Source organism: Neorhizobium galegae, assembly GCF_017877135.1.
GTDB lineage: Bacteria > Pseudomonadota > Alphaproteobacteria > Rhizobiales > Rhizobiaceae > Neorhizobium > Neorhizobium galegae_A.
This window is the reverse complement of record NZ_JAGIPH010000007.1, coordinates 147,056-174,046: the sequence shown is the minus strand read 5'-3', so window position 1 is coordinate 174,046 and position 26,991 is coordinate 147,056. Positions and strand designations below refer to the sequence as shown.

Below are 26,991 nucleotides of genomic sequence, written 5' to 3'. Positions count from 1 at the left end.
ACAGAATTATTTTATAATATAAGGCATCAACGATGTCGAGTTTATTATAAGCATTAAAAAGTTGCAGTATAGATAAATTGCATGGCGCTGATACGTATTGTTAGCGCATCTTTTGCCGTGGCAGACATTACGCTACCGCTTCTGCCGGCGGCAGGATCTGTAATTCGTAGAGGCGGCGAAATGCGCCGTCGTGGGAAAGCAATTCGTTTGGCGTTCCTTGCTCCAGAACACGGCCCGCATCCATCACAACGATGTTGTCTGCTACGGCGATGCTGGAAAGCCTGTGCGCGATCATGATCGTCGTCTTGCCGCGTGTCAGGCGAAACAGGGCCTCTTGGATCAGAACCTCGGATTCGGAGTCAAGCGCACTGGTTGCTTCGTCCAGGATCAGGATATCTGCCTTGCGCAACATGGCCCGGGCGATGGTAATGCGTTGCTTTTGGCCGCCCGAAAGATTGCCGCCGTTCTCGCCGACCTGGCTGTCATAGCCGTTTGGAAGCCGCATGATGAAGTCATGGGCATTGGCGGCCTTGGCTGCATCGATGATCTCGTCTTCGGTGGCACCCTCGCGGCCGAGGGCGATGTTATGTCTGATCGTTCCGCTGAACAGGAATGTATCCTGGCCTACGTAAGCCATCCGTGCTCGCAAGGATCTAAAGGTAACCTGCCGGAGGTCCACCCCGTCTATCGAGACGGAACCTTGCTCCGGATCATAGAGGCGCATGATGAGATTGATGATCGATGATTTGCCGCCGCCGGACGCCCCGACCAGTGCCGTGGTCCTGCCGGCTGGAAACGCCAGATCCAGTTGATCAAACAACGGATATCCAGGGCTGTAGGAAAAACCGACCTTCTGCAGCCTTACCTCGCCCTGGCCGGGCGGCAGGTCGATCGCGTCATCGCGTTCTTTCAGATCAATCGGGTGATCAGCCAGTTCATACATCATGCGCACCCCGATTATGCCGGACTCCAGGCTGATGCGCATCCGCGCAAGCCGTTTGGCGGGCTCGTAGGCAAGCAGCAGAGCCGTGATGAAGGACATCAGTTCCCCGGGCGTATTTCCTTCCTGCAGCACCCAGATGCCGCTGATCGCAACCACGCCTGCAATCGCAAAACCCGAGAGGGTTTCCATGACAGGGCTTGAGGCGGCTTCCAGTTTGGCAATGCTATTGGCGCGCGTTTCCACATCCCGGACGTATTTTTCCATCCGCTCGCGCATATAGGCTTCAAGGCCGAAGGATTTGACCACCTTTATGCCGGTCGCGGTCTCCTGGACGTTTTGGATGATCATGCCGAGCGAGGCCAGTTCTTGCTCCATGATCTTGCGGACCTTCTTGGTGAGGACCCGCACACCCAGGATCGAACATGGCCCGATGACAGCGGCAATGAGAGACAGTAGCGGTTGCTGCACGACCATGACGGCCACGAGACCAATCAGCGAAAGCGCGTCTCGGACAAACGAGGTCACGACAAGATCGATTACCGCTCTTGCCGCCTGCGCATTGCTCGTGATGCGCATCAGGAGGTCCGAGGACGTGTATTTCGCGTAAAAATCGATGCCTTGCTTGAGAACGTGGTTGAACAGCCGCGTTTGCGTTCTGGCAATGATATTATTGCCGGCTTTGCTGAGAAAAATGGACTGGATGTAGGTTGCAACGCCCTTCACGGTAAAGATGAGCGCGACAAGGCCGGAGACGAAGAAAACCCGGTCAATGTCTTTCGAGACGACAGAGGCATTGACGATGTCGCGCATGACCCAGGCGCTGGCCGAGGTCATGCAGGCTACGACGATCATTGCCACAATCGCTATGCCGTACCACGGGCCCTGGCTCGCAAAATTTTCCGCAAGAAGCCGCGTCAATATTTTCCGCTGGGCTCTGTTGACGAACTTTTCTAGCATCAATGGTCTTCCCGAACTCAAAGGGTGGCTTGATAGCAGGACACCTTTTCGATGGGGTAGTGGACTTCGCCGCGTTCAAATGCAAGCGATATGCCACAGAAGAGATCAAATGGATCCTTAGAACGGAGGCTTGCGATGGTGTCCTCAAGTCCCGCAATACATTAGAAGAAGATTGTTTCCACTTCTGCAGAAAGTGCGCAGTCTGTCGTGCCCCTAATCGTTGCATGCAGGATGCATGGGTGAAGTAGTCTGTAACACGCAGGGGGCGTGAGAAGTCGGGATACGGGATCTGACGGCAACGTCGCCACCGGCCCAGAGTGTGGCCGATGACCATGTCGGGGAGCGTCTGGAATGGCTGTGCGCCATCACCGCTCGCGTCCCATGCGAAACCTGACGTTAGCCGGCCAGCCGGCCGCCGGTCATGGGGTGCGGTGCGCCGGTCGTGCTTGGGAAGCTGATCGGCAGGCCGCGCAGCACGCGAACGGCGAGGAAGGCGAAACATTCTGCCTCCACCGCATCGCCGCGCCAGCCGAGTGTTTCAGCCGGCAGGACGTCCACCTGGGCGCGCGCACCCAGCATTTCCATCAGCACCGGATTGTGCCGGCCGCCACCGCTGACGAACACTTTGGCGGGACGCTGCGGCAAGAGATCGAGCCCCCGGCCGACAGCGCTTGCCGTAAAGGCGGTGAGGGTTGCTGCGCCATCCGCGGCATTGAGGCCGTCGGCCATGGCCGCGCCGAAATCGAAGCGGTCGAGGGATTTCGGATAGGCTGCGCGCAGATAGGGGTGTTCCAGGAGACGCTGAAGGCGCGCCTCGTCCACCTGGCCCTGCCGCGCCAGTTTGCCGTCGCGGTCCATCTCGCCGAGGCCATGGGATTTGACGAAATCGTTGATCGGCGCATTGGCCGGTCCGGTATCGAAGGCAACCAGCCGGCCCTTGCCATCGCTCCAGGTGATATTGGCGACGCCGCCGAGATTGAGGATGGCGGCCTCCCCCTCCTCCCCCGCCCGCTTCAGCAGGGCGGCATGATAGACGGCGGCAAGCGGTGCGCCCTGCCCGCCGGTTGCCACGTCGGCGCTTCTGAAATCATAGGCCACCTTGACGCCGAGCAGGCTTGCCATCAGTGCGCCGTCACCCAGCTGGCGCGTGGCGCCGATGCGGCCGGGCTGTGGCGCCCGGTGCAGAACCGTCTGGCCGTGAAAACCGACGACACCGATCTCGTCCCTCGAAAGGCCGGCCTCTTCCACCAGCGCCCGCACGGCATCCGACTGCGCCCGGGTCAGCGCCTCTTCGGCGGTCGCAAAAATTTCGGGCTCCGGCCCCTCGAAATTCCAGCGGCGGGCTTCCTTCAGCGTTTCCTCCAGGAGATCGCGCACCGCACGGTCGTAGGGGGCGAGCGTATAGAGCCCGAATTGCTCGATCGTCTCGCCGTCTGTCTTGAGGAGGGCGACGTCGATATTGCCGTCCAGCACGGTTCCCGTCATCAAGCCCACGGCCCAGATCGGCTGCATGTTTCGTCTCCCTCAGACTGCTGTGTTGACTGCATCGCCCACGTCGGCGCGCAAGGCAAAAATGCCGCTGTCGGCATGACGGCTCGGATGAACACGGTTCGTCAACAGCGTCCAGGCGCGACCGCGGTCGAAATCGATCCAGAGGCCGGTGCCGGTAAAGCCGGTATGCCCGATGACGGAGCCATTGCAAAGGCTCCCGCCCGACCAGCCCTCATAGGGCCGTTCCCAGCCATGGGTGCGTTTATCCGACAGCGGCGTGCGCATGAGGCGCACATCCGGGTCGCCCGCCGCATCCTTTTCCAGAAGGCGCATGCCAAAATCCAGGACCGCATCCACCGTCCCGAACAGGCCGGCATGGCCGGAGCCCTGCAGGGCCGCACAGTTTTCGTCATGCACCTCGCCGCAGAGAACCCGTCCGCGCCACATGCAATGCTCGGTGGCGGCAGCCTTTTCGGGAGGGGCAGAAAAGGCAAAACCGGGGCCGGCCTCCATGGCACGGATGGTTTTTCCCTCGATCCGCTCCAGCGCGATGCCCAGCAGGATATAGTTGATGTCGGAATAGACCGGTGGACCCTTGCGCCATTCCCGCTGCAGCACGAAGGCGCGCAGGCGCTCTGGGTCGTCGCCGTAGGTATAGATGGGCTCAACAGCGGGAAACGGCGTCTGGTGCCCGAGGCACTGGCGAAAGGTGACGGCACGCTCCCAGCAGTCCGGCGCATATTGGCGAAAATCCGGAATAACCGAAGTGACCGGCGCATCGAGATCGAGACGCCCCTCAGATGCAAGGGCCAGAATGCGGGGCACGGTGAAGGCGACTTTCGAGATGGACGCCAGATCGAACCACGTGTCCACGGTCATGATCCGCTCGCCGCCGACCTTCTGGGCAAGACCTGTGGTACGCGTCATGCGGCCATGCTGCAGGTCATGGATACCAAGCACGCCGCCTGGAATGCGTCCGCTCCCGATCGACTGGTCGAGAAGAGCAAACGCTGCCTCGAACGGCTGCTCGAGCGCTTCGGTCCTACCGGCGGGCATCTGCGACATGGTTCTGGTCCTTATACGGGTCGCCTTCGATTCGCACCTGATGATCCTCACCGCAGACCCGCCAATGGTCTTGCGGCGGCTCGTAGCCCGGTGGCCGAAGAAGCGTCGGAATGGTGGCGGTGTCCAGCTCAAAAATCTCGCGCCGGCGCTCCATGGTGGGGACGGCCGCGATCAGGCGGCGGGTATAGGCATGCTGCGGCGAGGACAGAACGGCCTGAGCGGCGCCGATTTCCACAATCCGGCCGGCGTAAAGCACGGCCACCCGGTGCGCGATGCGCTCCACCACCGCCATGTCGTGCGACACGAAAAGATAGGCGAGCTTCATCTCGTTCTGCAGGTCGATGAGGAGATCGAGCACTTTTGCCTGTACGGAGACATCCAGCGCCGAAACCGCCTCGTCGAGCACCAGAACGGCGGGATTGACCATCAGCGCGCGGGCAATGCACAGGCGCTGCCGCTGGCCGCCGGAAAATTCGTGCGCATAGCGCCGGATGCTGTTGGCAGGCAATCCGACCCGTTCGAGAAGGGCTGCCATGCGGGCGCGCACCGCCGCATCCACCCGTTCGCCAGAGGCAAGCACCGGCTCCGCCAGCAGGCTTTCCACGTCAAGCCGCGGGTTGAGCGAGGCATAGGGGTTCTGGAACACCATTTGCACGGGCTTGCGCCGGTTGGCGGGGCGCTCGTCCAGCACCGAAAAGGTGCCGCGGCTTGGCTTGACGAGGCCGAGAAGCGCCCGTGCCGTGGTGGATTTGCCCGATCCGCTTTCGCCGACGATGGCAAGCGTCTCGCCCGGCATCACGTCGAAATCGACGCTTTCCACCGCATGGATGGCACCGATGGAGCGGCGCAGCAGGCCGGCGGTGGCGGGAAAGCGCACCGTCATGCCTTCCACCTTGAGCGTCGGTGTCGTTTCCCCTGCAGACGCACGGCGGTGGTCGCGGCGCACATGGCGGCCGCCGGAAAAATGCGGCACGGCCTTCAAGAGATGCTGCGTATACGGATGGTCCGGATGGTCGAGAATGCGGTCGAGCGGGCCCTGCTCCACCACCTGTCCCTCCTTCATCACCATCACACGGTCGGCGATGCCCGCGACCAGACCCATGTCGTGGGTGATGAAGATCAGGCCCGTGCCGGTTTCGCGGCGCAATTCGGCCAGAAGCGCCATGATCTGCGCCTGGACACTCACATCGAGCGCCGTGGTCGGCTCGTCGGCGATCAGCAGGCGTGGATTGGTGGCCAGCGCCATTGCAATCATCACCCGCTGCAACATGCCGCCGGAAAGCTGGTGCGGATAGTAGCCGAGGCGGCGCGCGGCATCGGCAATGCGCACGCGCTCGAGCGCTTCAAGGGTTGCGGCCCGCGCTGCCTGCCCGGTCAGCCCCCGCTGCAGCCGGAAGGCTTCGCTGATCTGTTCGCCGATGGTCAGCACCGGGTTGAGCGAGGTCATCGGCTCCTGAAAGATCATGCCGATCTCGCCGCCGCGGATCTTTTCCATACGCCGGTCGCTGGCCGTGGCGAGATTGATCACCGCGCCGCCGGCGGTCAGAAAGTCCATTCGCCCGTCGAGAATCCGCCCGCCGCCATAATCGACCAGTCGGTTGATCGACAGCGCCGTCACCGATTTGCCCGAGCCGCTTTCCCCGACGATGGCGAGCGTTTCGCCGGCCGCCAGGTCGAAATCCACCCCATGCACGACCGGGCGCAGCGCATCACCGCGGCCGAAGCCGACCTTGAGGCCCGAGACGGAGAGAAGCTTGCTCATGCCACAACCCTTCGCATGCGCGGATCGAGAATATCGCGCAGCGCATCGCCCAGAAGATTGAAACCGAGAATGCCGAGCATCACGGCAAGCGCCGGGAAGATCAGCAGCCAGGGCGCCATTTCCATGAGATTGACGCTGTCGGCCAGCATCAGGCCGAGCGAGGAGTTGGGCGGCTGGGTGCCAAGCCCGAGGAAGCTCAAGCCCGATTCCGTCAGCAGCGACCAGGCAAGCGCCAGCGTCACCTGGACGGTGAGCGGTGCGACGAGGTTCAGCATCAGGTGGCGGGTGAGGATGTAAGAGGTGGAACTGCCGAAACTGCGTGCCGCATCGACGAAATCGCGTGTCTTGATGGAAAGCGCGGGACCCCGCACGACGCGGGTGAAGATCGGCGTGTAGACGAAGGCGATGGCGAGAATGCTCGTAAACGTGCCGGGGCCGACGACGGCAATGAACAGCAGCGCCAGAAGTATGGCGGGGAAGGCCAGAAGCACATCCATGAGACGCATCACCAGTCCATCCCAGAGATGGCCGAACCAGGCGGCGGTGAGGCCAAGCAGCGTGCCGATCACGGCTGCCAGCCCGACGGAGGAAAAGGCAACGAGAAAGGATTGGCCGATGCCGATCATCAGACGGCTCAGCACGTCGCGGCCGAACATGTCGGTGCCCATCCAGTGGGCAAGCGTTGCGCCCTGCAGGCGTTCGATGCGGAATTGTTTCAGCGGATCGTAAGGGGTCAATCCCGCCTGCGAGAGAAGCGCCACGATGATATAGAGGAGCACGATGGCTGCGCCGATACGTCCGCTCGGATGGCGCAGCAGGCTTTGAAAGAAGGCCTTCATGCGCGTCCTCCGAGCCGGATGCGCGGATCGAGCATCACATAGGTCAGATCGACCAGCAGGTTGACGATCATGAAATTCAGCGCCACGAACAGCACGCTTCCCTGCACCAGTGCATAATCGCGCTGGAGGATGGCATCGAGCACCAGCCGGCCAAGACCGGGCAGCGCAAAGATCTGCTCGACCAGCACGGCGCCACCCAGAAGATAGCCGAATTCGACGCCGCTCAGCGTCACGACCGGGATCAGCGCATTGGGAAGCGCATGGCGCCAGATCACCCGGGCCTTCGGCGCGCCCTTGGCACGGGCGGTGCGCACATAATCATCCCCCAGCACATCAAGAACGGCAGAGCGGGAAATGCGGGTGACGGAGGCGGTAAACGACAGGCCGAGCGTCATGGCCGGAAGAATGAGCTGTGAGAGGTTGCCGAGCGGATCTTCGAGGAACGGCACGAACTGCCCCATTGCCGGCAGGATGCCGAAACCGGCCGACAGCGCGAAGATGATCAGGAGACCGATGACGAAGCTCGGCGTGGATTGCCCGATCATGGCAAAGATGCGCACGGCAAGATCGGAGCGTTTTTCGTTGCGGGTGGCGGCAAAGACGCCAAGCGGCAGCCCGATGCCGAGGGCAATCACCATGGCAAGAACGGCAAGCTCGAGCGTCAGCGGAAATCGCTCCAGAATGACGTCAAGGACCGGCTTGCCATAGGTGACGGAGATACCGAGATTGCCGGAGAACACGCCGCTCAGCCAGCGCCAGTACTGGGAAAACCAGCCCTGATCGAGGCCGAAATAGACCGCGAGCGACTGGCGCTGCTCAGGCGTCAGAAGCCCGGCCTCCGTGCCGAGCATCGCCGTGATGGAATCGCCCGGTACGAGGCGGATCGCCACGAAGACCAGAACGGAGACGCCGAACATCACCAGTGGAAAGGTGACGAGGCGCCGGATCAGGTAATTCATGCTCTTCCGCCCCGCGCGCGCATTATTTCAGCGTGATCTTCGAAATGCCGAAGAGCGAGCCGTCCGGGGTCGGCACGTAGCCTTGAACATTCTGCTGCTGGGCGGTGTAGCTGTAGCCGGTGTAGAGCCAGATCCACGGCGACACTTCCGCCAGATGCTTGTCGAAGGCGCTGAAGATTTCGCGGCGCTTGGCCGGATCCGTCTCGACGCGGCCCTTCTGCATCAGGCTGTCGAGGTCGTCGTCGATGTAGTTGGCCACCTTCTGCAGGTTGCCGGCCTTGGTCCAGTAGCGGTTATACATGGAATAGGGGTCGGCGCGGCCGCCGTTCAGCGCCACCGCCATGTCGAAATCGCCCTTCAGCCAAGTATCGACATAGACGTTCAGTTCCATCAGCTTGATGTCGAGCTTGATGCCGATTTCCTGCAGCTGCGACTGGATGACCTGCGCTTCGGAGGCGGCCGTCGGCGGCTCGCCGGTCGCTGCAATCACGGTTGCCGAAAATCCGCCTGCATAGCCGGCGTCCGCCATCAGTTTCTTGGCCTTTTCCACATCGCGGCTGTAGCAGAACAGCGTGGACGGGTCGGACCGGTAACCCGGCATGGTGAGCGGGCCGGTCACTTCGCCTTCGCCGAGAAGTGCGGTGTCGAGAATGTCCTTGCGGTCGATGGCGCAGGAAATCGCCTGGCGCACCTTGAGCTCCGTCATCGGCTTGCGAGACGGGTTCAGCTGCAGAACATGGTAGGCCAGCACCGGCTTGCGGTTGAGCGTCAGGCCTGCAACCTTCGGCACGAGCGTTGCGACCAGCGGGTCGTTCAACAGCGCAAAGTCCACCTGCTTGGCCCTCAGCGCTGCCAGAATGGCATTCTCATCGGGCAGGACGCGGATTTCGATGCCATCGACGCCGGGCTTGCCGCCCGCCCAATCGCTGTTGACCACCAGCGTTTCGCGCGCATTCGGCTCCCATTTTTCCAGCTTGAACGGGCCGGAACCGACTGCCTGCGTGCCGATCTTGCCGGCGGCAATTTCAGATGCCGGCACGATGGCGGCGTTGATGCTGCCCATGGCGGTCAGGAGCGGCACGTCGGGCTGCGACAGCTTGAAGACGATGGTGTGCTCGTCCGGGGTTTCCATGGCTTCGATGGACAGGTAGTTGGCGCGCGCGGCCGCCCCCGTTGCCTGGTCGAGGATGCGGGTGAAGGAGGCCTTGACGTCGGCTGCCGTCACCGGGGCGCCGTTGTGGAATTTGGCCTTGGGATCGAGCTTGAAGGTCAGCGTCTTGGCGTCTTCGGAAAACGACCAGCTGGTGGCAATGGCCGGCACCGTCTTCAGATCCGCATCGAGGCGCACGAGCGGCTCATAGATCAATTCCAGAAGGCGGATGGATGAAAATGCCGTCTGCTTGTGCGGATCAAGGCCGGTCGCGTCCTGCGCCCATGCCATCTTGAGCGTGGCGGCGAAAGATGGTGCGGCCGTGGCGACGAGAATGGACGCGACGATTGCCGCCGAACCCAGCAGTTTGCGTGTAAAACCGTATGTCATGACCTTGATCCCTCTGTTTTCCGGTTCCCGGGCTTCTTGAGGCGGGTGACCGTGTGGTTGCATCGTCTACAGTGTCAAACCTTCATCTGTCGCGCAGCTTCAAGAGCGTTGCGCAAAAAGCCATCGCTTGCCGCAAGAATTGCCTGCCCGGCCTCGGCGTCAAGGCCGGTCAGAAGCATCAGGATGGCGAGTTTCACATTATTGCCGCTGAGCTTCAGGTAGGTCTCGGCCACGTCCGGGGTGCAGCCGGTTGCATCCGCAATGATGCCGATGGCCCGCACGTGAAGCTTCGTATTGCTGATCGTCAGATCCACCATCAGGTTTTCATAGGTCTTGCCCATGCGGATCATGGCGGCGGTCGTCAGCATGTTGAGCACCAGCTTCTGGGCCGTGCCGGATTTAAGCCGCGTCGAGCCGGTGACGACCTCGGGTCCGACGATCGGCGAGATCGGGATATCGACCATGCCGGCGATCGTCGATTTCGGGTTGCACGTGAGAGAGACCGTGACGCAGCCGACGGTTCCTGCATAATCGAGGGCGCCGATGACATAGGGCGTGCGGCCGCTGACGGCGATGCCTACCACCACGTCTCGCTCGTTGAGATCGATCGCCTCGAGATTGCGCCGGCCTTCGTCAGGATCGTCTTCGGCGCCTTCCACAGCCTGCATGATGGCCTTCGGGCCGCCGGCGATGAGGCCTACCACCATGCCTTCCGGCACCGAAAACGTCGGCGGGCATTCGGAGGCGTCAAGAATGCCGAGCCGCGCGCTGGTGCCGGCGCCGACATAGATCAGCCTGCCGCCTTGGCGAAAGGCCCGGACGGTCTCATCTACGGCGCAGGCGATTTCGGGAATGACCTTGGCGACGGCATCCGCAACCTTGGCATCCTCCGCGTTCATCACCTCGAGAATCTCGCGGGTCGGCAGAAGATCGATCGCCATGGAATTGGGATTGCGGGCTTCCGAAACCAACGTCTTGAGTTCTGCGAGAAGATGCTCGTGCGACATGGGATACCACTCGTTGTTTCCCTATTGTTATGATCGTATATTCCGAATGTCAATTTATTTAGGAATATTTTATTCCTCTTGTCGTGGCAGTTTCCGGACGAGCGGGAGCGGATTCCGCCTGCTTCAGGGGCGTTGTGCGAGGATGATGGCGCCCGAGACGGCATCGCCATCCGGTGGCTTCAGGCGGCGGCGCACATCCGGCGAAAGCCAGGGCTCGAGCGGGCCGGCAAGGCCGCCGAGAAGCGTCACCAGCGGCGCGCCATAGTCCACCATGCGCCGCACCAGCGCATCGATATGGGCCGCACCCGCCTGCACGATCTGGCGGGCTGCCGGATCGCCCTGATCGGCATGGCGCAGAACGAGCGGCGCGAAGGTCGCGTAGTCGGTGGCGGTCGCCTTGTCCATCCAGCCGATGAGCCGCGCCGGCTCCCCATCGAAGCGGGCCATCACCTCCGACAGGAGCGGCGTGCGCTCGCGCCGGCCGTCGAAGGCGCGCAAGGCGAGCCGGATCGATGTGAGGCCGAGATCCGCACCGCTGCCCTCGTCCGAAATGGGAAAGCCGTACCCGCCGGCGCGCTTTTCTTCGCCGCCAATGAAGGCAAGGCCAATCGAGCCGGTGCCGGCGATGACGATGGCACCATCCCGACCCGAATGGGCGCCGAGGCAGGCGGCTGCGCCATCGGAGATGAAGCGGACGGAGGCGAACGGATGGGCAAGGATCTGCAATTGCTCAAGCGAGCCGGCGCGGCTGAGGCCCGCAATCCCGACGCCGGCATGCACCTGGGGCGCATCGGAGGGGTCTAGACCCGCCTCTTCGGCCGCACCCTGCCAGGCGCGCAGGACGGATGCCCAGGCATTGTCCACGCCCATGCGCGTCGTGGCAGGACCCGACAGGCCCTGCCCCAAAATATTGCCGCTCGCATCCACGATCCGGGCCCGGCATCCCGTTCCCCCGCCATCGACGCCGACGAAAAGCGGCCTGCTGCCCTTTTCCACCGTCATTGCGAGATCCGTTCGATCTGCGCTCCGCATTGCGCAAGCTTTCGGTCCAGTTGCTCGTAGCCACGGTCGAGATGATAGACGCGGTTGATCACCGTTTCTCCCTCGGCCACCAAGGCTGCCAGCACGAGGCAGACGGAGGCACGAAGATCGGTCGCCATCACAGGCGCCCCCTTCAAAGGTTTGCCGCCGCGCACCACGGCAACCGGACCGTTCAGCGCGATGTCGGCGCCAAGCCGGATCAGTTCCGGCACATGCATGAAACGGTTTTCGAAAATCGTCTCGCGAAACAGGCTGGCCCCCTCCGCCCGGCTTGCCATGGCCATGAACTGCGCCTGCAGGTCCGTCGGAAAGCCGGGATAGGGTTCGGTGGTGATATCGACCGGTCGCAGCCGGTCGGTTCCGTTGACCACAACGCCGCGATCCCCGGGCCAGACCGTGACACCCATGGCCTCCAGCGCCTGAAACACGGCGGCCAGATGTTCCATGCGGGCGTTCACCAGTTCGAGACGTCCGCCGGTGATGGCAGCAGCCACCGCATAGGTGCCGGCCTCCACCCGGTCGGGAATGCCGTGGTGGCTTGCGGCGCGCCAGGTCGCCTGTCCCTGCACCAGCAGGCGGTGCGTGCCCGCCCCCTCGATCGTGGCCCCCATCGCCGTCAGGCAGGCGGCAAGATCCACCACTTCCGGTTCGCGGGCCGCATTGAGGATTTCGGTTTCGCCGCGGGCAGCCGTCGCAGCCATCAGGGCCGTTTCCGTTGCCCCGACCGAGGGGCCGGACAGCACGATGCGGGCACCCGACAGACCGGCCTTCGCCTCGGCAACGATATAACCTCCTTCGATCGATACTGATGCCCCGAGAGCCGCCAGCACCTTCAAGTGCATGTCGACCGGGCGGGCGCCGATGGCGCAGCCGCCGGGAAGCGAGACGCGGGCCGACCCGAACCGCGCGAGAAGCGGCGCAAGCACAAGGATCGAGGCCCGCATCTTGCGCACCGTATCGTAATCCACCGTGCGCGGCGTAATATCTGCGGCATTGATCTGCGTGCCGCGCATGTCCCGGCTCACCTGCGCACCGTAGAGCGCGACAATGTTCAGCATGTTCTCGACGTCCGACACCTTCGGGAGGTTGGTCAGCTCCAGCGGCTCAGGACTTAAGAGGGCAGCGGCGATCTGCGGCAGGGCCGCATTCTTGGCGCCGGCAATGGGCACGGCGCCATCCAGCCTGTTGCCACCGGTGATGCGAAGTTGATCCATGATATGCGTCCGTTCAGCGCCGCACAGCGGCCGGATAAGGATGGTGACCTCAGACGGCACACCGGTTATAATATTCCAGATAATTTTCTGATTGAGAATAGCATATTCCGCCAAGCGCCAAAGAGTTAGAGGAAAGCCAGCATGTCCGTCTTGAAAGTGATCCGCGCCAAACTGGACTCGATGACGGACGGCGAGCGCGAAATCGGCCAGTTCATCATCGATGATCCCGAGCGCATGGTCCGGCTTTCCTCGGCAGAGCTTGCCGCCGCAACCGGGCGCAGCCAGTCGAGCGTCGTCAAGTTTTCCCAGAAGATCGGCTATGACGGCTATCAGCAGCTGAAGCTGGCCGTCACCCGCGCCAAGGCGCAGGAATGGCGGGTGCCGACCGGCATGATCCATGGCACGATCGATCAGGGCGACAGCTTTGTTACGATGCAGCAGAAGCTGGTGGCGAGCAAGGTTTCTGCCATGCAGCAGACCATGCAGGTCAATAGCGAGGAGACGGTGCAGAAGGCCGTCGATGCGCTGGTGGCGGCGCGGCGCATTCATCTGGCCGGCGTCGGCGCCTCCTCGCTTGTGGCGCGCGACTTTTCCTACAAGCTGCTGAAGCTCGGCCTGATGGCGCTGATCGACAGCGACACGCATATCCAGATCGCCAATGCCGCCTCGATGACCGGCGAGGACGTACTGTTTGCCATTTCCCAATCGGGCGCGACGCTCGAAACGGTGCGGCTGGCGGAGGTGGCGAAGAAATGCGGTGCAACCATCATCACGCTCACCGGCCTTCACCAGAACCGCCTCAGCGAACTTGCCGATGTGGCACTCAGCACCGTTGCCGACGAAGAGCGGGTGCGGTCTTCGGCCATCACCTCGCGCGACGCGCAGTTTGCGGTGATGGACCTGATCTTCCTGCTTCTCATCCGCACGCTTCCCGGCGCAAACGACGCCATCCATGCCAGCGAAGCCGCCGTCGTCATGCTGAAATCCTCCTGAGGCCGGCGCTATTTGATGGCGCCCGCCGTCATGCCGTTCACAAACTGCCGCGACAGCGCGATGTAGAGGATGATGACCGGCAGCGCCGACAGCGTCAGACCGGAAAACAGCACGCCCCAATCGGTGCCGAACTCGCCCATGAAGGTGGTGAGCCCCTGCGGCAGGGTTTTCAGGTCGTTTGACTGGATGAAGATCAGCGGGAAGAAGAAATCGTTCCAGATCGGCACGATATTCTGGATGGCGGCAATCACCATGGCCGGGCGCACCAGCGGCAGCATGATCGCCCACATGATGCGCGCTTCGCTGGCGCCGTCCATACGCGCTGCATCCTCCAGCTCGTTCGGCAGGCTGCGGATGAAGCCGGTGAGGATGAACACGGTCGTCGGAAGCCCGGTCGCCACATAGATGAAGATCAGCGCAAAGCGCGTATCGAGCAGTCCGAGATCCCGCATCTGGATGAAGAGCGGGATGACGGCCAGCTTGAGCGGCAGCGTGAGGCCGGCCAGGAAGAACAGCAGGATCAGGTTTGCGCCGCGGAATTCGTAGCGCGCCAGTGCATAGGCCGCCATGGTGCCGAGCACCAGGATGAGCGCAATCGACGAGCCGGTGACGATGAAGGAGTTCATCAGGTAGCGGATGAAATCCGTTTCCGTCCACACCCGCACCAGATTGCCGACCTTGGTAAAATCGGGCAGCGAAAACGGCGACTGGAAAATCTGCGCATTCGTCTTGAAGGCAGACATAACCATGATGATGATGGGCGCCAGCATGACGATGCTGTTGCCGATGAGGATGATCTGGATCAGCCCGTCACGGCCAAGCGCCATGAATGATCCATCGCGCGTTTGCCTGCTCACAGCTGGATCTCCCTCTTGCGCAGCCTGATCGTGATGACGGAGGAGACGATGGCGATGATCAGGAAGATCAGCACGGCAAGCGCGCTGCCCGGACCAAAATTCTCAGCCGAAGCCGACATGCTGCCGAAGGCCGTGCGATAGAAATAAAGGCCGAGCACATCGGTCGCGCCATGCGGGGAGCCGTCGATGCCTCCCATCACATAGGGCAGTTCGAACCAGTTGAAGGCCCCGACGAACAGCAGCGTAAAGACGACGGTGGCGGACGGTGCGACCAGCGGCCAGACGATCTTTGACATCTTGACCCATTCGCTTTCGGTTTCCATGCGCACCGCATCAAGGATTTCGGAGGGAATGCGCTGCATGCCGGCCAGAAACACCAGCGTCGGGAAGCCGACCATGTGCCAGGCGTTGGCCACGATGATGGCCATCAGCGCGGTCGAATCCTGCCCGAGCCAGGGCTGGGCGAGAAAACCGAGCCCCATGGCGCGCAGCGATACGTTGACTGCACCGAACAGCGGATGCAGGAAGAGTTTCCACAACAGGCCGACGATGACGGTGGAGAGAACCACCGGCAGGAAGACGGCGACACGGTGGAAGCGCGCGCCCCACAGCTCGCGCCAGAGGCAATAGGCGAGCAGAAAACCGACGCCGTTCTGCAGCACCATCAGGGCAAAGAACACAAAAATGTTGTGGCTGAACGCATTGATGGTGCGCTCGGAAAACGGAAACTCGAAGAGAACGCGGTAGAAATTGTCGAACCAGATGAAGTCACCGCGCACCAGTCCCCTCCACTCGTAGAAGGCATAGGCGAAAGCCGACAGGATGGGATAAACGAGGAACAGCGACATGAAGGCAATCGGCGGCACGACCAGTGCGGCGATCCACAGGTTGCGTCCTGTCAGTTTGCTGGACAGCATCGGTTTTCCTTCAAGAACTTGACCATCGGCAGCCAGGCGGGGCCGGACGTAATATCGCCCGGCCCCTCCCCGTCACTTCTTCTTGAACGGCGCGTACCAGGCGGAAAGACCATCCGTCATCGACTTGCCGACCTCGGCGGGCGTTGCCTGACCGTTGAGGAGTTTTTGCACGCCGGCCTGGATCAGGTTGGAGCCCGTCGGCTCGCCATAGCGGAAGTTGACGAGCGTCATATAGGCGATCGAGTGCTGGTTCAGCTCGGCGACCTTTGCCAGAAGCGGGCTTTCGAAGGTCACGCCCGGCACTGCCGAGACGTTGTTGAGATTATTGGCAAACGGTTGGCCGAAGGCCTTGCTTGCGGCATAGTTGAGGAACTTCAGCGCAGCCTCGGGATCCTTCGTCTTGGCATTGGCGCCAAAGCCGGAATCGTAGAACAGGCCGACAAGCTTTTCATCTTCCGCCTTCAGACCGGGCGCGGCAAACACGCCAAGCTTCAGATCCTTGTTCTGCTTGGCAAAATTGGCAATCTCGAACGAGCCGCCGGCAAACATGCCGGCCATTCCGGACGTGAACAGCTGCTGGGCAGAGGCGTAATCGAGCCCGACAAAGCCCTCGGGGAAATAGGCAGAGATTTCCTTCAGCTTGCCAAGGGCCGTCACGAAGCGCGGATCGTTGAAGTCGGTTTTGCCAGCCATCAGATCGGCGTAGAAGGCCTTGCCCATGATGGAGGAGGTGAGCGCCGAGACGATGGTCTCGTTCTGCCAGGCCGTTGCCGTACCATTGGCAAAGGGCATGAGACCTGCCGCCTTCAACTTTTCGCAGGCTGCAATCAGCTCATCCCAGCTTTTCGGCTCGCTGATGCCGTTCTTCTCGAAGATCTCCTTGTTGTAGACCACGAGCATGGTCTGGCTTGCCGCCGGGATGGCATAGAGCACCTTGTCGGAGCGCATGGTCTCCGAGGCAAGAGCCGCCTCCGAAAAACCGCTGATGGCCGGCACTTTCGTCTTGTCGAGCGGCATCAGGTAGCCGGCGCCTGCCAGGCTCTCCATGCCGCCATAGGTGCGCGTCATCATCAGGTCCGGTCCTTTGCCGCCAGCAAGTGCCGTCGACAGGACCGTGTTGTAGCTTGTGGCCTCAAACGCCTCGAACTTGATCGAGACGCCCGGATTGACCTTGGAAAAATCCGCAAACAGCTTTTCGTATTCCGCCTTGTCCTCCTGGCGCCAGGTCCAGAATGTCAGATCGGTTGCAAAGGATAGGGACGGTCCAAGCAGGGTGGAAAGGGCAAGGGTTGCTCCCAGCAGTATGTTTTTCATCGGTTCCTCTTTTCTTGTGTTTTGTCGACAAGGTTTCAGTGACATCAGATGGCCAGCCGCTGCCCGGTGCTGCGGCTGAAGTAATGGGCCTTTCCGGGCAGAACGTGAATGCGAACGGGCATATCGGGCGACAGATGCGTTTCCGGGCCGCAGCGGACGGAGATGGGAGGCCCGCCCGCCATGCTGACATAGACGAAGGCGCTGTCGCCCAAATATTCGGTGTAGACGACGCTGGCAGCAAAGCCCGTCCCGTCAGCACCGGGCGTCAGCGTCATGCCGTCCGGGCGAACACCGAGCAGGATGTCTTTCTCCGTGCCCTGCGGCAGCCGGTCCGGCGCGACCTCGCCGATGCCGGGGGCGACAAGACGCTCACCCTGACGTTCGACCTCCAGCATGGCCATGCGGGGGGAGCCGATGAAGTTGGCGACAAAGGTGTTGGCCGGCGTTTCGTAAAGCTCGCGCGGCGTGCCGAATTGTTCGATGCGGCCGGCATTGATGACGACAATGCGGTCGGCAAGCGTCATCGCCTCCACCTGGTCATGGGTGACATAAATGGTGGTGCCGCCGATCTCGCGGTGCAGGCGGGCGATTTCCAGCCGCACCTCGGAGCGCAGCGCCGCATCGAGATTGGAGAGCGGCTCATCGAGCAGCAGAAGCTGCGGCTTGCGCACCAGCGCCCGGCCGATGGCGACGCGCTGGCGCTGGCCGCCGGAAAGTTCGCGCGGCTTGCGCTCAAGAAGCGGCTCCAGACGCAGCATGCGCGCCGCTTCCGCGATCCGCGCCTCGACCTCGGCCTTGTCGAGCCCCATCAGCCGGGCGCCAAAGGCCATGTTCTCGTAGACATTCATGTGCGGATAAAGCGCATAGGACTGGAACACCATGGCAATGCCGCGCCTTGACGGGGCAATCTGGTTCATCAGGCGATCGTTCAACCAGAACTCGCCCTCTGTGATCGGGTCGAGGCCGGCAATCAGCCGCAGAAGGGTGGATTTTCCGCAACCCGACGGACCGACGAAGACGATTAGTTCCCGGTCGTTCACCTCAAGATCGATGCCGTGCAGGACGTCGACGGCCTTGAAGCTTTTCTTGATACCGCGCAGGGACAATCGGGCCAATGTCGTTCAACTCCGCTATACGTCTGGTTGCCGGTCGATGCGCTGCATCAACAGTCGAGCAGCCGCTTGATGGTTGCGATGGTCTGGTCGGGTGTGACGTGATGAATGCTGTGCGGCCAGCCGAGAGCGAGCGCCGCCTCGATGTTTTCCGCCGTGTCGTCGACGAAAACGATGTCGTTCCCGCCCACGTTCTCGTCCTCAGCCAGCTTTCGGTAGATGGCGGGGTCGGGCTTTTCCAGGCCCATCTCGTGCGAGAGATAGCAGGCATCGAAGAAATCGGCGCCGAGCATGTGATCAAGGATGTGGCGCCAGTGAATGGCCTGGGTATTGGAGAGGCAGACGACCCGATGCTGCGCCCGAAGGGTCGGCACCAGCGCTGCCATCGGCTGCAGCACGCCTTTCAGCAAAGAGGTTTCGGCGCGGTACACATCATGATGCGACAGGCCGTAAAACTGTGCGGCGCGATCCACATAGACTGCGTCATCGATCCGGCCGAGACGAAAGTCCGTGTTCAACTCTCGGATTGCTGCCGGCACCGGCAGGCCGGGATCCCATCGCTTGCTCGATGTCAGGATGGCGTTGCGAGCATCCGGGTCGAGATCGACAAACACGCCTCCCACATCGAAAACCAATAGTTTCCGTCGCGGTGACGTTGCGGTCGCACTCTGCTCATCCTGCACAATGACCAGCCCTTCTCCCAGAGCGCGGCAACAGTATCCCGACGCTTGCTGAGAGAGTGTCAAATTGCAGAGGAATTTACAATTCCTAATTTTCCAACAATGCAGAATAAATTATTTTGTCTGGCACGCCGCCAAGCGCCACACGCCGGCTGCTCATTTGAGTCGACATCGCGCCGTCTTCCGCTTCTTTTTCACCGTGGCGACGCGTCTCCCGTTTCCTTACGGCAGAAGTCCGGCGCAGCGGGCGGTGTTGCGGATATGGTTTTCCATTTCCTGGCGGGCGGCACCGGCGTCGTTTGCGCTCAAGGCCGCAATGATCCGGCGATGCTCGGCAATCGATTCGCTCATGCGCTTCGGATCGGTGATGGGGATGGGCTGGCGTTGCGTTTCCGTCACCTGATCCCGCACCGTCTGGTAGAGCGCCTTCAGCATGGCGTTGGAGCAGGCTGAGACGATGATGGCGTGAAACTCCAGGTCCGCCTCGACATTGGCCAGAAGATCCTGGCTGCTCCAGCATTCTTCCATCGTGCGGGTGGCGGTTTCCATCTTTTCCAGCTGCAGCTGCGTCAACCGTCCGGCCGAGAGACGGGCAATCTCGCCCTCCAGCAGGATGCGGGTCTGGAAGACGTCAAACACCGAATAGCTGTCGGAGTAGCGCCACGGCGCCATGTGTCCCGAATTGCCGTTCATGCCGGAGGACGGGCTGGAAATGAAACTGCCCCGCCCCGCCTCGGTCTTGATGAGGCCAAGCGTTTCGAGTGTCAACAAGGCCTCCCGGAGCGAGGCGCGGCTGATGCCGAATTTCTGCGCAAACTCCCGCTGAGAAGGCACTTTGTCGCCCGGCTTCAGCACGCCCTTCTGGATCATCGTCTGGATCTCGCGGGCCACCGATTGGGGAACGAGCGTCTTGTTGAGCATTGGGTCTCTTCTCCGGTCCCGCGTCTTGGCACGGCCAATCTATTTTTTTGCACACCACCTTGCCAAGCGCAAAGCGGCATGCTTTTTTGGCCTTACTGGTCTGACCAGTTGGACCAATACTGATGAAGTCGTGCTCAAAAAACAAGGGGAACCTCATGACGCGTGCATCTGCATTCAAGACCACATTGTTCACCGCCCTGCTTGCAGCGCTTGGTGCCGCCGGCGCCCACGCGGCGGATCTTTCCGTCGGCGCCAATATCGGCAACGTTCCCTGGGAGTTCGAGGACGCCAGCGGCAAGGTGACGGGCTTCGAGGTCGATCTCGTCAAGGAAATCGCAAAGCGTCTCGGCAAGACGGTGGAATTCGTCAACACGCCGTTCAGCGGCCTGTTTCCCGCCGTCCAGTCCGGCCGCATCAACATGGCCGTGTCGTCCATCACCATCACGCCAAAGCGCCTGGAATCGGTTTCCTTTGCCCAGCCCTATTATGACAGCGACCAGTCTTTGACCGTGACGGCGAAATCCGGCATTTCGGGCCTCAAGGACATGGCCGGCAAGACAGTGGGCGTTGATACCGCCTCCACCGGCGATATCTGGGCGGAAGCCCACAAGGGCGAGTACAAGCTCGGCGACATCCGCCGCTTCGAGGGCCTGTCGCCCGCCATGCTCGATCTCGTTGCCGGCCGCATCGACGGCTACATCTCCGATATTCCGGCACTTCTCTATTACGTCAAGGACAAGCCGGAGCTGAAGGTTGTCGAGCGCATCCCGACGGGTGAGAAATACTCGATCATGTTCAACAAGGGCGATCCGCTCGCGACCGAAGTCAATGCTGTCATCACGACGCTGAAGAAGGAAGGCTACATCGCCAAGCTGCATGAAACCTGGTTCGGTGCCAAGGCCGAGGATACGACCTCGACCGTGACCGTGCTCGACATGCCGAAGGGCAAGTAAGGCTGAATGCAGTCTCCGGCGGGCAAAACCCCGCCGGATCCGCCTCACGGAGCCTTTGCGGCATGAACCTCCTCAATACCTTCTTCAACATGCGGGTGCTGATCGACAGCCTGCCGCAGCTTCTGCGCGGCCTGCTGGTGACGATCGAGATCGGCATTGTCAGCATCGTCGTCGGGCTGGCAGGCGGGCTCTTTCTCGCCATCGCGCGGCTCTACGCACCCGCCGTCGTCCGGTGCCTGATCCGGGTCTACGTGGATATCTTCCGGTCCATCCCGCTGCTGGTTCTGCTGATCGTCGTCTATTACGCACTGCCCTTCGTCGGCATCCGACTGTCGCCTTTCGTTTCGGCGGTCACGGCGCTGTCGCTCGTTTCGGCGGCCTATACGGCGGAAATTTTCCGGGCCGGCATCGAGGCGATCCCGTCAGGGCAGTTCGAGGCCTCCGCGGCGCTCGGTCTTTCCAACCGCCACACAATGGTCGATGTCGTCCTGCCGCAGGCGATCCGCATCGTCATTCCGCCGCTCACCAACAATTGCATCAATGTCTTGAAGGACACAGCCCTTGCCTCGGTCGTTGCCATGCCGGACCTTCTGAAGCAGGCAACGCAGGCGCAGGCGCTTGCCGCCAATCCGACGCCGCTGATCGGCGCTGCCATCATTTATGTGCTGCTGCTGTGGCCGATGGTTGCCATCGTCGCGCGGCTGGAACGCCATTTTGCCAGGGGGAAACGCTGATGGGCACGCTCGGCTCCACGCTCATTTCCATCCGCCGCCTCACCAAGGCCTATGGCGATTTCACCGTGCTGCATGGCATCGACCTCGATATTGCCGAGGGCGAAGTGGTCTGCGTCATCGGTCCTTCCGGCTCCGGCAAATCGACGCTCATCCGCTGCATCAATCATCTGGAGGCCTTTTCCGCAGGCAGCACCATCACGGTCGACGGCATTCCCGTCGGTCCGGGGCCGCAGCTTGCGAAGGTTCGTGCCGAAGTCGGCATGGTCTTCCAGTCTTTCAACCTGTTTCCGCACATGACCGTGCTGCGCAACATCATGCTGGCGCCGCTCAGGGTCCGCAGGACGCCGGAGCCGGAGGCCGAGCGCAAGGCTCGCGAACTCCTGGCGCGCGTTGGCATTGCCGAGCAGGCGGACAAATATCCCGGCCAGCTGTCCGGCGGCCAGCAGCAGCGCGTCGCCATCGCCCGCGCGCTCGCCATGGAGCCGAAGGTTCTTCTGTTTGATGAACCGACCTCTGCGCTCGACCCGGAAATGGTCGGAGAAGTGCTGGATGTCATGCGAAAGCTTGCCGGCACTGGCGTCACCATGGTGGTGGTCACCCATGAAATGGGCTTTGCCCGCCAGGTGGCGGACCGCGTGATCTTCATGGATGGCGGCCGCCTCGTCGAGGCGGGAACGCCAGGCGATATTTTCGACAGCCCCAAGGAGGAGCGGACGCGAGGTTTCCTGCGCGCCGTCCTCAATCATTGAACAAGAAAAACACCGGGAGGACCATTAGGATGGCCGACACTTCGCCGCTGGATCTCGATTTCGTGCGCAGCCAGTTCCCAGGGCTTGGCCGCGGCTGGACCTTTTTCGACAATGCCGGCGGATCGCAGATCCTGAGCGGCGCGATCGAACGCATCAATCGCTTCCTGATTGAAAAGAACGTCCAGATCGGCGGCAGTTACGCGGTGTCGCAGGATGCCGCTCGCGCGCTGATGGAAGCCCGCACCGCGGCCATGCACCTCGTCAATGCCGCCCGCCCGGAGGAAATCGTCTTCGGCAATTCCACCACGGCGCTCTTGCAGAACCTCGCGCGCGCCATGCAGAGCCAGCTTTCGCCAGGCGACGAGATCATCATCACCGTCAGCGACCACGAATCCAATATCGGCCCCTGGGACCGGCTGCAGGCAGCCGGCATCACGCTGAAGACCTGGCCGCTCAACAAGGAGACACTGACGCTCGATCTTGACGATCTGGCTGCCCTGATGAGCGAGCGCACCAAACTGGTCTGCGTCACGCATGTGTCGAACATCCTGGGTTCGATCAACCCGATCCGCCAGATCGCCGATTTCGTCCATGCGCGCGGTGCACGTCTTTGCGTCGATGCGGTCGCCTATGCGCCGCACCGCGCCGTCGACGTGCAGGCCTTCGATGCCGATTACTACGTGTTCAGCCTCTACAAGACCTATGGTCCGCATTACGCGCTGATGTACGGCAAATACGACCTGCTGCTGGAGCTCGATACGCTCTACCATTACTTCTACGGCAAGGACAAAGTGCCGGGCAAGCTGGAGCCGGGCAATCCCAATTATGAACTGGCCTATTCGACCTGCGGCATTGTCGATTATCTGGTGGCGCTCGGCGAAAAGGCGGGCGAGACCGGCACGGTGCGCCAGAAGATCGAGGCCGCGTTCGAGGCCATCACCGCCCAGGAAAACCTGCTGGCGGATCGGCTGCTCACCTACCTGCGCTCCCGCAACGACTGCCGCATCGTCGGCCAGCCGGTCAATCGCGACGGCATGCGCGTTCCCACCATCGCCTTCCGCTTCGACGGCCGCGATGCCGGCGACGTGTGCAAGGCGATGGATGGAGAACAGATCGCCATGCGCTTTGGGGATTTCCACTCGCGCCGGCTTGCCGAATATCTCGGCTTGACCGACCATGGCGGCATGCTGCGGGTTTCCATGGTGCATTACAACACGCTGGAGGAAGTCGACCGGTTTACAGCGGCGCTGGACAGGATCCTGTCGACCGATGCCGGCCTTTCCAAAGCAAGCTGAGACAGAGGAGAACGAGGACCATGCGCTTCGATACGGTGATCCGCAACGGAACGGTCGTGACGGCAAGCGATACGTTCGTCAGTGACGTCGGCATTCGCGATGGCCGTATTGTGGCGCTGGCTGCCGATCTGACGGATGCCGAAGAGATCATCGACGCGACCGGCCTTTTCGTCCTGCCGGGTGGTATCGACAGCCATGTGCATCTCGACCAGCCCTCTGGCGACGGTATCGTCATGGCCGACGATTTCGACAGTGGCACGCGCTCGGCCGCCATCGGCGGCAACAGCACGGTTCTGGCCTTCTGCATGCAGGAGAAGGGGCAGTCGCTGCGCGAGGCGCTGAAGGTCTATCATGCCAAGGCGGACGGCCAATGCCATGTCGACGTCTCGTTCCACCTCGTCATCACCGATCCGACGCCAGAGGTGCTCGGCCAGGAATTGCCGGCGCTGGTGGAGGATGGCTATACCTCCCTCAAGGTCTTCATGACCTATGAGGGCCTTCGCCTGCGCGATGACGAGATCCTGGCCACGCTTGATACGGCGCGGCGCACCGGTGCTCTCGTCATGGTCCATTGCGAAAACGAGGATGCCATCCGCTACCTCATCGGGCGCCATGAGGAGGACGGCAAGCTTGCGCCGAAATTCCACGCCGCCACCCGTCCGATCGCGGCCGAGCGGGAGGCCACCCATCGGGCACTGTCGCTTGCCGAAATCGTCGATGTACCGATCGTCATCGTCCATGTCTCCAATCGCGAGGCCATGGAGGAAATCCGCCGTGCCCGCCAGCGCGGCCAGAAGATTGCCGGCGAGACCTGTCCGCAATATCTGATGCTGACGGCCGACGATCTGGATCTGGATGGCATGGACGGCGCGAAATTCGTCTGCTCGCCGCCGCCGCGCGACAGGGAAAGCCAGGATGCCTGCTGGGAAGGCCTTGAGCAGGGTGTCTTCGACCTCTTCTCCTCCGACCACTGCCCGTTCCGCTTCGATGATGCGCAAGGCAAGCTGAACGACAAGGGCAAGCGGCATTTCCGCTGGATCCCGAACGGCATTCCGGGCGTGGCGACCCGCCTGCCGATCCTTTTTTCCGAAGGCGTCATGAAGGGGCGGATCGACATCAACCAGTTCGTCGCCGTCACCTCCACCAACCACGCCAAGCTTTATGGCCTTTACCCGCGCAAGGGAACGATCGCGATCGGCTCGGATGCCGATATCGCCCTCTGGGACCCGAACCGCCAGGTTACGCTTACCAATGACATGCTGCAGCACGGGGCCGATTATACGCCCTATGAGGGGCTGGCCCTGACCGGCTGGCCGGTGCGTCTTCTCCTGCGCGGAAAGACCATTGTCGAGAACGGCGCACTTGCGCCGGAGAAGGCAAGCCAGGGCGGTTATCTGTCGCGCGGCAAGTCATCGCTGGTGCGCTGACGCGGCAGCCTTTACCGCCGCCGCTTGCTTCTCTCCGGCCTGAACCGCCTTTCGCCTCAACGGGCGCTGGCGGCGAAGGAGGACAAAGCCCGCTCCATGCGGTCAAGCCCTTCTTCCAGAAGCGCGCGCGGGCAGCCGAAGTTGACGCGCAGGTACTTGCCGTAAGCCGATCCGAAGTCTGCGCCGGCGCTGAAGGCCACCCGGCCATGGGTGAGGAAGAAGCTCTGCGGGGCTTCGGGAAGGTCAAGGGCAGCGCAATCCAGCCAGGCAAGATAGGTGCTCTCTGCCGGTACAATCCGGATTGCGGGAAAACGCCGCGCAATTTCGGCCTGCAGGTAATCGCGGTTGCCCTGAAGATAGGTGAGAAGCGCATCGCGCCAGGGCCCTGCCGTGGCATAGGCCACGCGGCTTGCCTCCAGTCCGAGCACATTGACGCTGTCGACGAGCCCGAGCCGTGAGGCATTGAAGCGGGTGCGCAGAGCCGCATTGGTGACGATGGCAAACGCCGTCTTCAGTCCGGCGATATTGTAGGTCTTGCTGGCCGACATCAGCGTGATGGTGCGCTCGGCAATTTCCGGCGACAGCGAGGCGATCGGAATGTGACGGCGGCCGTCGAACAGCAGTTCGCAGTGGATTTCGTCGGCAATCACCAGAACGTCGTGGCGAATGGCGGAGGCGGCGATCGCAGACAGGTCTTCCCGGGTCAGCACCTTGCCGGTCGGGTTGTGCGGGTTGCAAAGGAGAAAGGCCCGGCTTCTGGCCATGGCGGCGTCCAGCTGCTCCGCATCCATCTCATAACCGTTATCGGTTGCGACAAGCGGCGCCTCGATGCTTTTGAGCCCCCAGTTGCGATGGGCGGTGAGGATCGGATGATAGACCGGCGTCTGGATCAGCAGGCCATCGCCAGGCTTCGTTTCCGATTTCAGCGCCATGTTGAAACCGGGCTCGACCCCCGGCAGGAAAACGATATCGTCGGGCGATATCGTCCAGCCGTATTTCGCCTGCATGTCATCGACGATCTGCTGGCGAAACGCATCCTGCGGCAGGCCGTAACCGAACACGCCATGCTCGACACGGGCGCGCAGCGCCTCGATGACCGAAGGCGGGGCCGCAAAATCCATGTCGGCGACCCACATGGGCAGGACATCGGCCGGATAGGCCGCCCATTTCTTGGCATCGGTGCCCTTGCGGGGAATTACCGTATCGAAGTCGAAGGAAGTCATGGGGGTCATCCCGTCCGGTCAAGGTCTGGCTGTGGGGGTAAAATGGCCCGGCATCAAGCCAGTTCGGCAAGCCGCCTGTCCAGCCGTGCCATCAGGTTATCCACTTCGGCTACCGCCTTCGCACCAAGGCTTGCGCCCGGGCGGCGCTGCGCCTGGCTTGCGATTGCGCCGCGCTTGGCCAGCACATATTTGCGCACGGCAAGGCCCAGGCCCGGCTGCTGCTCGAAACGGGCAAGCGGCAGATAGGCGTCGAACAGATCCTGCGCGCGCGCCATGTCGCCGGCATTGGTGAGCCGCACCACATCCACCATCATTTCCGGATAGGCAAAGCCGGTCATGGCGCCGTCGGCGCCGCGCGCCATTTCTTCCGGCAAGAAGACGCCGCCATTGCCGCAGAGTATGGAAATGCGCCGGCGCCCGGCCGCTTCGGCATCCCTGAGATCGCTGATCTTGTCGAGACCCGGCCAGTCCTCATGCTTCAGCATCACCATGCTCGGCAGTGCCTCGATGATGGCGCCGATGGTGCGGGTGGAAATCTGCACGCCGGTTGCGAGCGGAAAATCCTGCAGCACCAGCGGCACGTCCGGCCCGATCGTTGCCACGACGTTGCGATAGTAGCCAAGGATCTGGTCGTCGGTGCGAAGAGCTGCGGTCGGTGCCACCATGACGCCGGCAGCGCCGAGATCCATCACGGCCTTCGTCAGTTCGCCGATGGCGGCAAGCCCCGGCGCCGAGACGCCCACCACGACCGGTTTTCCCGCCGCCCTGGCAATCACCTGGCGGGTGACGTCGATGGATTCCTGCTGCGTCAGCTTGGGCGCTTCGCCCATCATGCCGAGAATGGTCAGTCCGTCGGCGCCCTTGTCCAGGTAGAAATCGACCATGCGGTCGACGCTTGCGGTATCGATGGCGCCGTTATCGTGAAACGGCGTGACGGCGATGATGTAGACGCCTTTGCTTTCGGCAGAAATGCGGGTCATGGCTTTTTCTCGACAATC

Annotated in this window: 24 protein-coding genes; 6 read left to right on the top strand and 18 right to left on the bottom strand. The window is 62.1% G+C overall.

From position 1 onward, the window contains the following. Positions 1-127: 127 nt before the first annotated feature. The 10 genes from J2858_RS19410 to murA form a co-directional block, all read right to left on the bottom strand. Positions 128-1,900: an ABC transporter ATP-binding protein gene (locus J2858_RS19410; RefSeq protein ID WP_210106499.1), complete on the bottom strand. Its 1,773-nt coding sequence runs from the start codon at positions 1,898-1,900 to the stop codon at positions 128-130. Between the two features lie 396 nt (positions 1,901-2,296). Then, entirely contained in the window at positions 2,297-3,412 is a 1,116-nt protein-coding gene (locus tag J2858_RS19405) for an anhydro-N-acetylmuramic acid kinase (protein ID WP_210106498.1), read from the bottom strand. Positions 3,413-3,424: 12 nt separating this feature from the next. Then, a complete protein-coding gene (locus J2858_RS19400; protein WP_245366726.1) occupies positions 3,425-4,456 on the bottom strand; it encodes a serine hydrolase domain-containing protein in 1,032 nt (343 codons plus the stop codon). After that, positions 4,434-6,218, bottom strand: coding sequence for an ABC transporter ATP-binding protein (locus J2858_RS19395; RefSeq protein ID WP_210106497.1), 1,785 nt, complete (start codon positions 6,216-6,218; stop codon positions 4,434-4,436). Before J2858_RS19395 ends, J2858_RS19400 begins: the two co-directional genes overlap by 23 nt. Continuing rightward, positions 6,215-7,057 (bottom strand): ABC transporter permease, encoded by an 843-nt coding sequence (locus J2858_RS19390; RefSeq protein WP_210106496.1) that lies wholly within the window; start codon positions 7,055-7,057, stop codon positions 6,215-6,217. Before J2858_RS19390 ends, J2858_RS19395 begins: the two co-directional genes overlap by 4 nt. Then, on the bottom strand, positions 7,054-8,016 hold the full coding sequence (locus tag J2858_RS19385; RefSeq protein WP_210106495.1) for an ABC transporter permease: 963 nt from the start codon (positions 8,014-8,016) through the stop codon (positions 7,054-7,056). The genes J2858_RS19390 and J2858_RS19385 overlap by 4 nt, the downstream gene beginning before the upstream one ends. Positions 8,017-8,038: 22 nt before the next feature. Beyond that, entirely contained in the window at positions 8,039-9,556 is a 1,518-nt protein-coding gene (locus tag J2858_RS19380; protein WP_210106494.1) for an ABC transporter substrate-binding protein, read from the bottom strand. A 74-nt stretch (positions 9,557-9,630) separates the two neighbouring features. After that, complete coding sequence (gene murQ, locus J2858_RS19375) at positions 9,631-10,563, bottom strand: N-acetylmuramic acid 6-phosphate etherase (protein ID WP_210106493.1); 933 nt, start codon at positions 10,561-10,563, stop codon at positions 9,631-9,633. 123 nt (positions 10,564-10,686) lie between these two features. Then, positions 10,687-11,565: an N-acetylglucosamine kinase gene (locus tag J2858_RS19370; RefSeq protein ID WP_210106492.1), complete on the bottom strand. Its 879-nt coding sequence runs from the start codon at positions 11,563-11,565 to the stop codon at positions 10,687-10,689. Next, positions 11,562-12,818, bottom strand: a complete 1,257-nt coding sequence (murA, locus tag J2858_RS19365) for a UDP-N-acetylglucosamine 1-carboxyvinyltransferase (RefSeq protein WP_210106491.1) — start codon at positions 12,816-12,818, stop codon at positions 11,562-11,564. Before murA ends, J2858_RS19370 begins: the two co-directional genes overlap by 4 nt. 141 nt (positions 12,819-12,959) lie before the next feature. Between murA and J2858_RS19360 the strand changes: the two genes are divergently transcribed. Then, positions 12,960-13,811 (top strand): MurR/RpiR family transcriptional regulator, encoded by an 852-nt coding sequence (locus J2858_RS19360; RefSeq protein ID WP_210106490.1) that lies wholly within the window; start codon positions 12,960-12,962, stop codon positions 13,809-13,811. 8 nt (positions 13,812-13,819) lie between these two features. Here the strand turns inward: J2858_RS19360 and J2858_RS19355 are convergent, their stop codons facing one another. The 6 genes from J2858_RS19355 to J2858_RS19330 form a co-directional block, all read right to left on the bottom strand. After that, entirely contained in the window at positions 13,820-14,668 is an 849-nt protein-coding gene (locus J2858_RS19355) for a carbohydrate ABC transporter permease (protein WP_348635509.1), read from the bottom strand. After that, the gene (locus tag J2858_RS19350) at positions 14,665-15,585 is read right to left on the bottom strand and encodes a carbohydrate ABC transporter permease (RefSeq protein WP_210106489.1); all 921 of its coding nucleotides are present in this window, start codon (positions 15,583-15,585) and stop codon (positions 14,665-14,667) included. Before J2858_RS19350 ends, J2858_RS19355 begins: the two co-directional genes overlap by 4 nt. 72 nt (positions 15,586-15,657) lie before the next feature. Beyond that, positions 15,658-16,899, bottom strand: coding sequence for an extracellular solute-binding protein (locus tag J2858_RS19345; RefSeq protein ID WP_210106488.1), 1,242 nt, complete (start codon positions 16,897-16,899; stop codon positions 15,658-15,660). Between the two features lie 44 nt (positions 16,900-16,943). Then, the gene (locus J2858_RS19340) at positions 16,944-18,014 is read right to left on the bottom strand and encodes an ABC transporter ATP-binding protein (protein ID WP_210106487.1); all 1,071 of its coding nucleotides are present in this window, start codon (positions 18,012-18,014) and stop codon (positions 16,944-16,946) included. A gap of 47 nt (positions 18,015-18,061) precedes the next feature. Beyond that, positions 18,062-18,646 (bottom strand): HAD family hydrolase, encoded by a 585-nt coding sequence (locus J2858_RS19335; protein WP_210106486.1) that lies wholly within the window; start codon positions 18,644-18,646, stop codon positions 18,062-18,064. Positions 18,647-18,913: 267 nt separating this feature from the next. After that, on the bottom strand, positions 18,914-19,612 hold the full coding sequence (locus J2858_RS19330; protein ID WP_210106485.1) for a FadR/GntR family transcriptional regulator: 699 nt from the start codon (positions 19,610-19,612) through the stop codon (positions 18,914-18,916). Positions 19,613-19,767: 155 nt separating this feature from the next. Between J2858_RS19330 and J2858_RS19325 the strand changes: the two genes are divergently transcribed. From J2858_RS19325 to hydA, 5 genes are all read left to right on the top strand, one after another. Beyond that, positions 19,768-20,565 (top strand): ABC transporter substrate-binding protein, encoded by a 798-nt coding sequence (locus J2858_RS19325; protein WP_210106484.1) that lies wholly within the window; start codon positions 19,768-19,770, stop codon positions 20,563-20,565. A gap of 62 nt (positions 20,566-20,627) precedes the next feature. Beyond that, the gene (locus J2858_RS19320; RefSeq protein ID WP_210106483.1) at positions 20,628-21,299 is read left to right on the top strand and encodes an amino acid ABC transporter permease; all 672 of its coding nucleotides are present in this window, start codon (positions 20,628-20,630) and stop codon (positions 21,297-21,299) included. Beyond that, entirely contained in the window at positions 21,299-22,048 is a 750-nt protein-coding gene (locus tag J2858_RS19315) for an amino acid ABC transporter ATP-binding protein (RefSeq protein WP_210106482.1), read from the top strand. The genes J2858_RS19320 and J2858_RS19315 overlap by 1 nt, the downstream gene beginning before the upstream one ends. Positions 22,049-22,077: 29 nt before the next feature. Beyond that, positions 22,078-23,343, top strand: a complete 1,266-nt coding sequence (locus J2858_RS19310) for a cysteine desulfurase-like protein (protein ID WP_210106481.1) — start codon at positions 22,078-22,080, stop codon at positions 23,341-23,343. A 20-nt stretch (positions 23,344-23,363) separates the two neighbouring features. Next, positions 23,364-24,770 carry a dihydropyrimidinase gene (gene hydA / locus J2858_RS19305; RefSeq protein ID WP_210106480.1) on the top strand — a complete coding sequence of 469 codons (1,407 nt, stop codon included), beginning with the start codon at positions 23,364-23,366 and terminating at the stop codon, positions 24,768-24,770. Between the two features lie 56 nt (positions 24,771-24,826). On the opposite strand, the gene J2858_RS19300 is transcribed toward hydA, so the two are convergent. Beyond that, complete coding sequence (locus J2858_RS19300) at positions 24,827-25,993, bottom strand: MalY/PatB family protein (protein ID WP_210106479.1); 1,167 nt, start codon at positions 25,991-25,993, stop codon at positions 24,827-24,829. A 53-nt stretch (positions 25,994-26,046) separates the two neighbouring features. Continuing rightward, positions 26,047-26,973 (bottom strand): dihydrodipicolinate synthase family protein, encoded by a 927-nt coding sequence (locus J2858_RS19295; protein WP_210106478.1) that lies wholly within the window; start codon positions 26,971-26,973, stop codon positions 26,047-26,049. Between the last annotated feature and the right edge of the window lie 18 nt (positions 26,974-26,991).

Coding starts and splice junctions, on each gene's coding strand:
- J2858_RS19410 (WP_210106499.1), bottom strand. CDS start 1,900: ATGCTAGAAAAGTTCGTCAACAGAGCCCAGCGGAAAATATTGACGCGG.
- J2858_RS19405 (WP_210106498.1), bottom strand. CDS start 3,412: ATGCAGCCGATCTGGGCCGTGGGCTTGATGACGGGAACCGTGCTGGAC.
- J2858_RS19400 (WP_245366726.1), bottom strand. CDS start 4,456: ATGTCGCAGATGCCCGCCGGTAGGACCGAAGCGCTCGAGCAGCCGTTC.
- J2858_RS19395 (WP_210106497.1), bottom strand. CDS start 6,218: ATGAGCAAGCTTCTCTCCGTCTCGGGCCTCAAGGTCGGCTTCGGCCGC.
- J2858_RS19390 (WP_210106496.1), bottom strand. CDS start 7,057: ATGAAGGCCTTCTTTCAAAGCCTGCTGCGCCATCCGAGCGGACGTATC.
- J2858_RS19385 (WP_210106495.1), bottom strand. CDS start 8,016: ATGAATTACCTGATCCGGCGCCTCGTCACCTTTCCACTGGTGATGTTC.
- J2858_RS19380 (WP_210106494.1), bottom strand. CDS start 9,556: ATGACATACGGTTTTACACGCAAACTGCTGGGTTCGGCGGCAATCGTC.
- murQ (WP_210106493.1), bottom strand. CDS start 10,563: ATGTCGCACGAGCATCTTCTCGCAGAACTCAAGACGTTGGTTTCGGAA.
- J2858_RS19370 (WP_210106492.1), bottom strand. CDS start 11,565: ATGACGGTGGAAAAGGGCAGCAGGCCGCTTTTCGTCGGCGTCGATGGC.
- murA (WP_210106491.1), bottom strand. CDS start 12,818: ATGGATCAACTTCGCATCACCGGTGGCAACAGGCTGGATGGCGCCGTG.
- J2858_RS19360 (WP_210106490.1), top strand. CDS start 12,960: ATGTCCGTCTTGAAAGTGATCCGCGCCAAACTGGACTCGATGACGGAC.
- J2858_RS19350 (WP_210106489.1), bottom strand. CDS start 15,585: ATGCTGTCCAGCAAACTGACAGGACGCAACCTGTGGATCGCCGCACTG.
- J2858_RS19345 (WP_210106488.1), bottom strand. CDS start 16,899: ATGAAAAACATACTGCTGGGAGCAACCCTTGCCCTTTCCACCCTGCTT.
- J2858_RS19330 (WP_210106485.1), bottom strand. CDS start 19,612: ATGCTCAACAAGACGCTCGTTCCCCAATCGGTGGCCCGCGAGATCCAG.
- J2858_RS19325 (WP_210106484.1), top strand. CDS start 19,768: ATGACGCGTGCATCTGCATTCAAGACCACATTGTTCACCGCCCTGCTT.
- J2858_RS19320 (WP_210106483.1), top strand. CDS start 20,628: ATGAACCTCCTCAATACCTTCTTCAACATGCGGGTGCTGATCGACAGC.
- J2858_RS19315 (WP_210106482.1), top strand. CDS start 21,299: ATGGGCACGCTCGGCTCCACGCTCATTTCCATCCGCCGCCTCACCAAG.
- J2858_RS19310 (WP_210106481.1), top strand. CDS start 22,078: ATGGCCGACACTTCGCCGCTGGATCTCGATTTCGTGCGCAGCCAGTTC.
- hydA (WP_210106480.1), top strand. CDS start 23,364: ATGCGCTTCGATACGGTGATCCGCAACGGAACGGTCGTGACGGCAAGC.
- J2858_RS19300 (WP_210106479.1), bottom strand. CDS start 25,993: ATGACTTCCTTCGACTTCGATACGGTAATTCCCCGCAAGGGCACCGAT.
- J2858_RS19295 (WP_210106478.1), bottom strand. CDS start 26,973: ATGACCCGCATTTCTGCCGAAAGCAAAGGCGTCTACATCATCGCCGTC.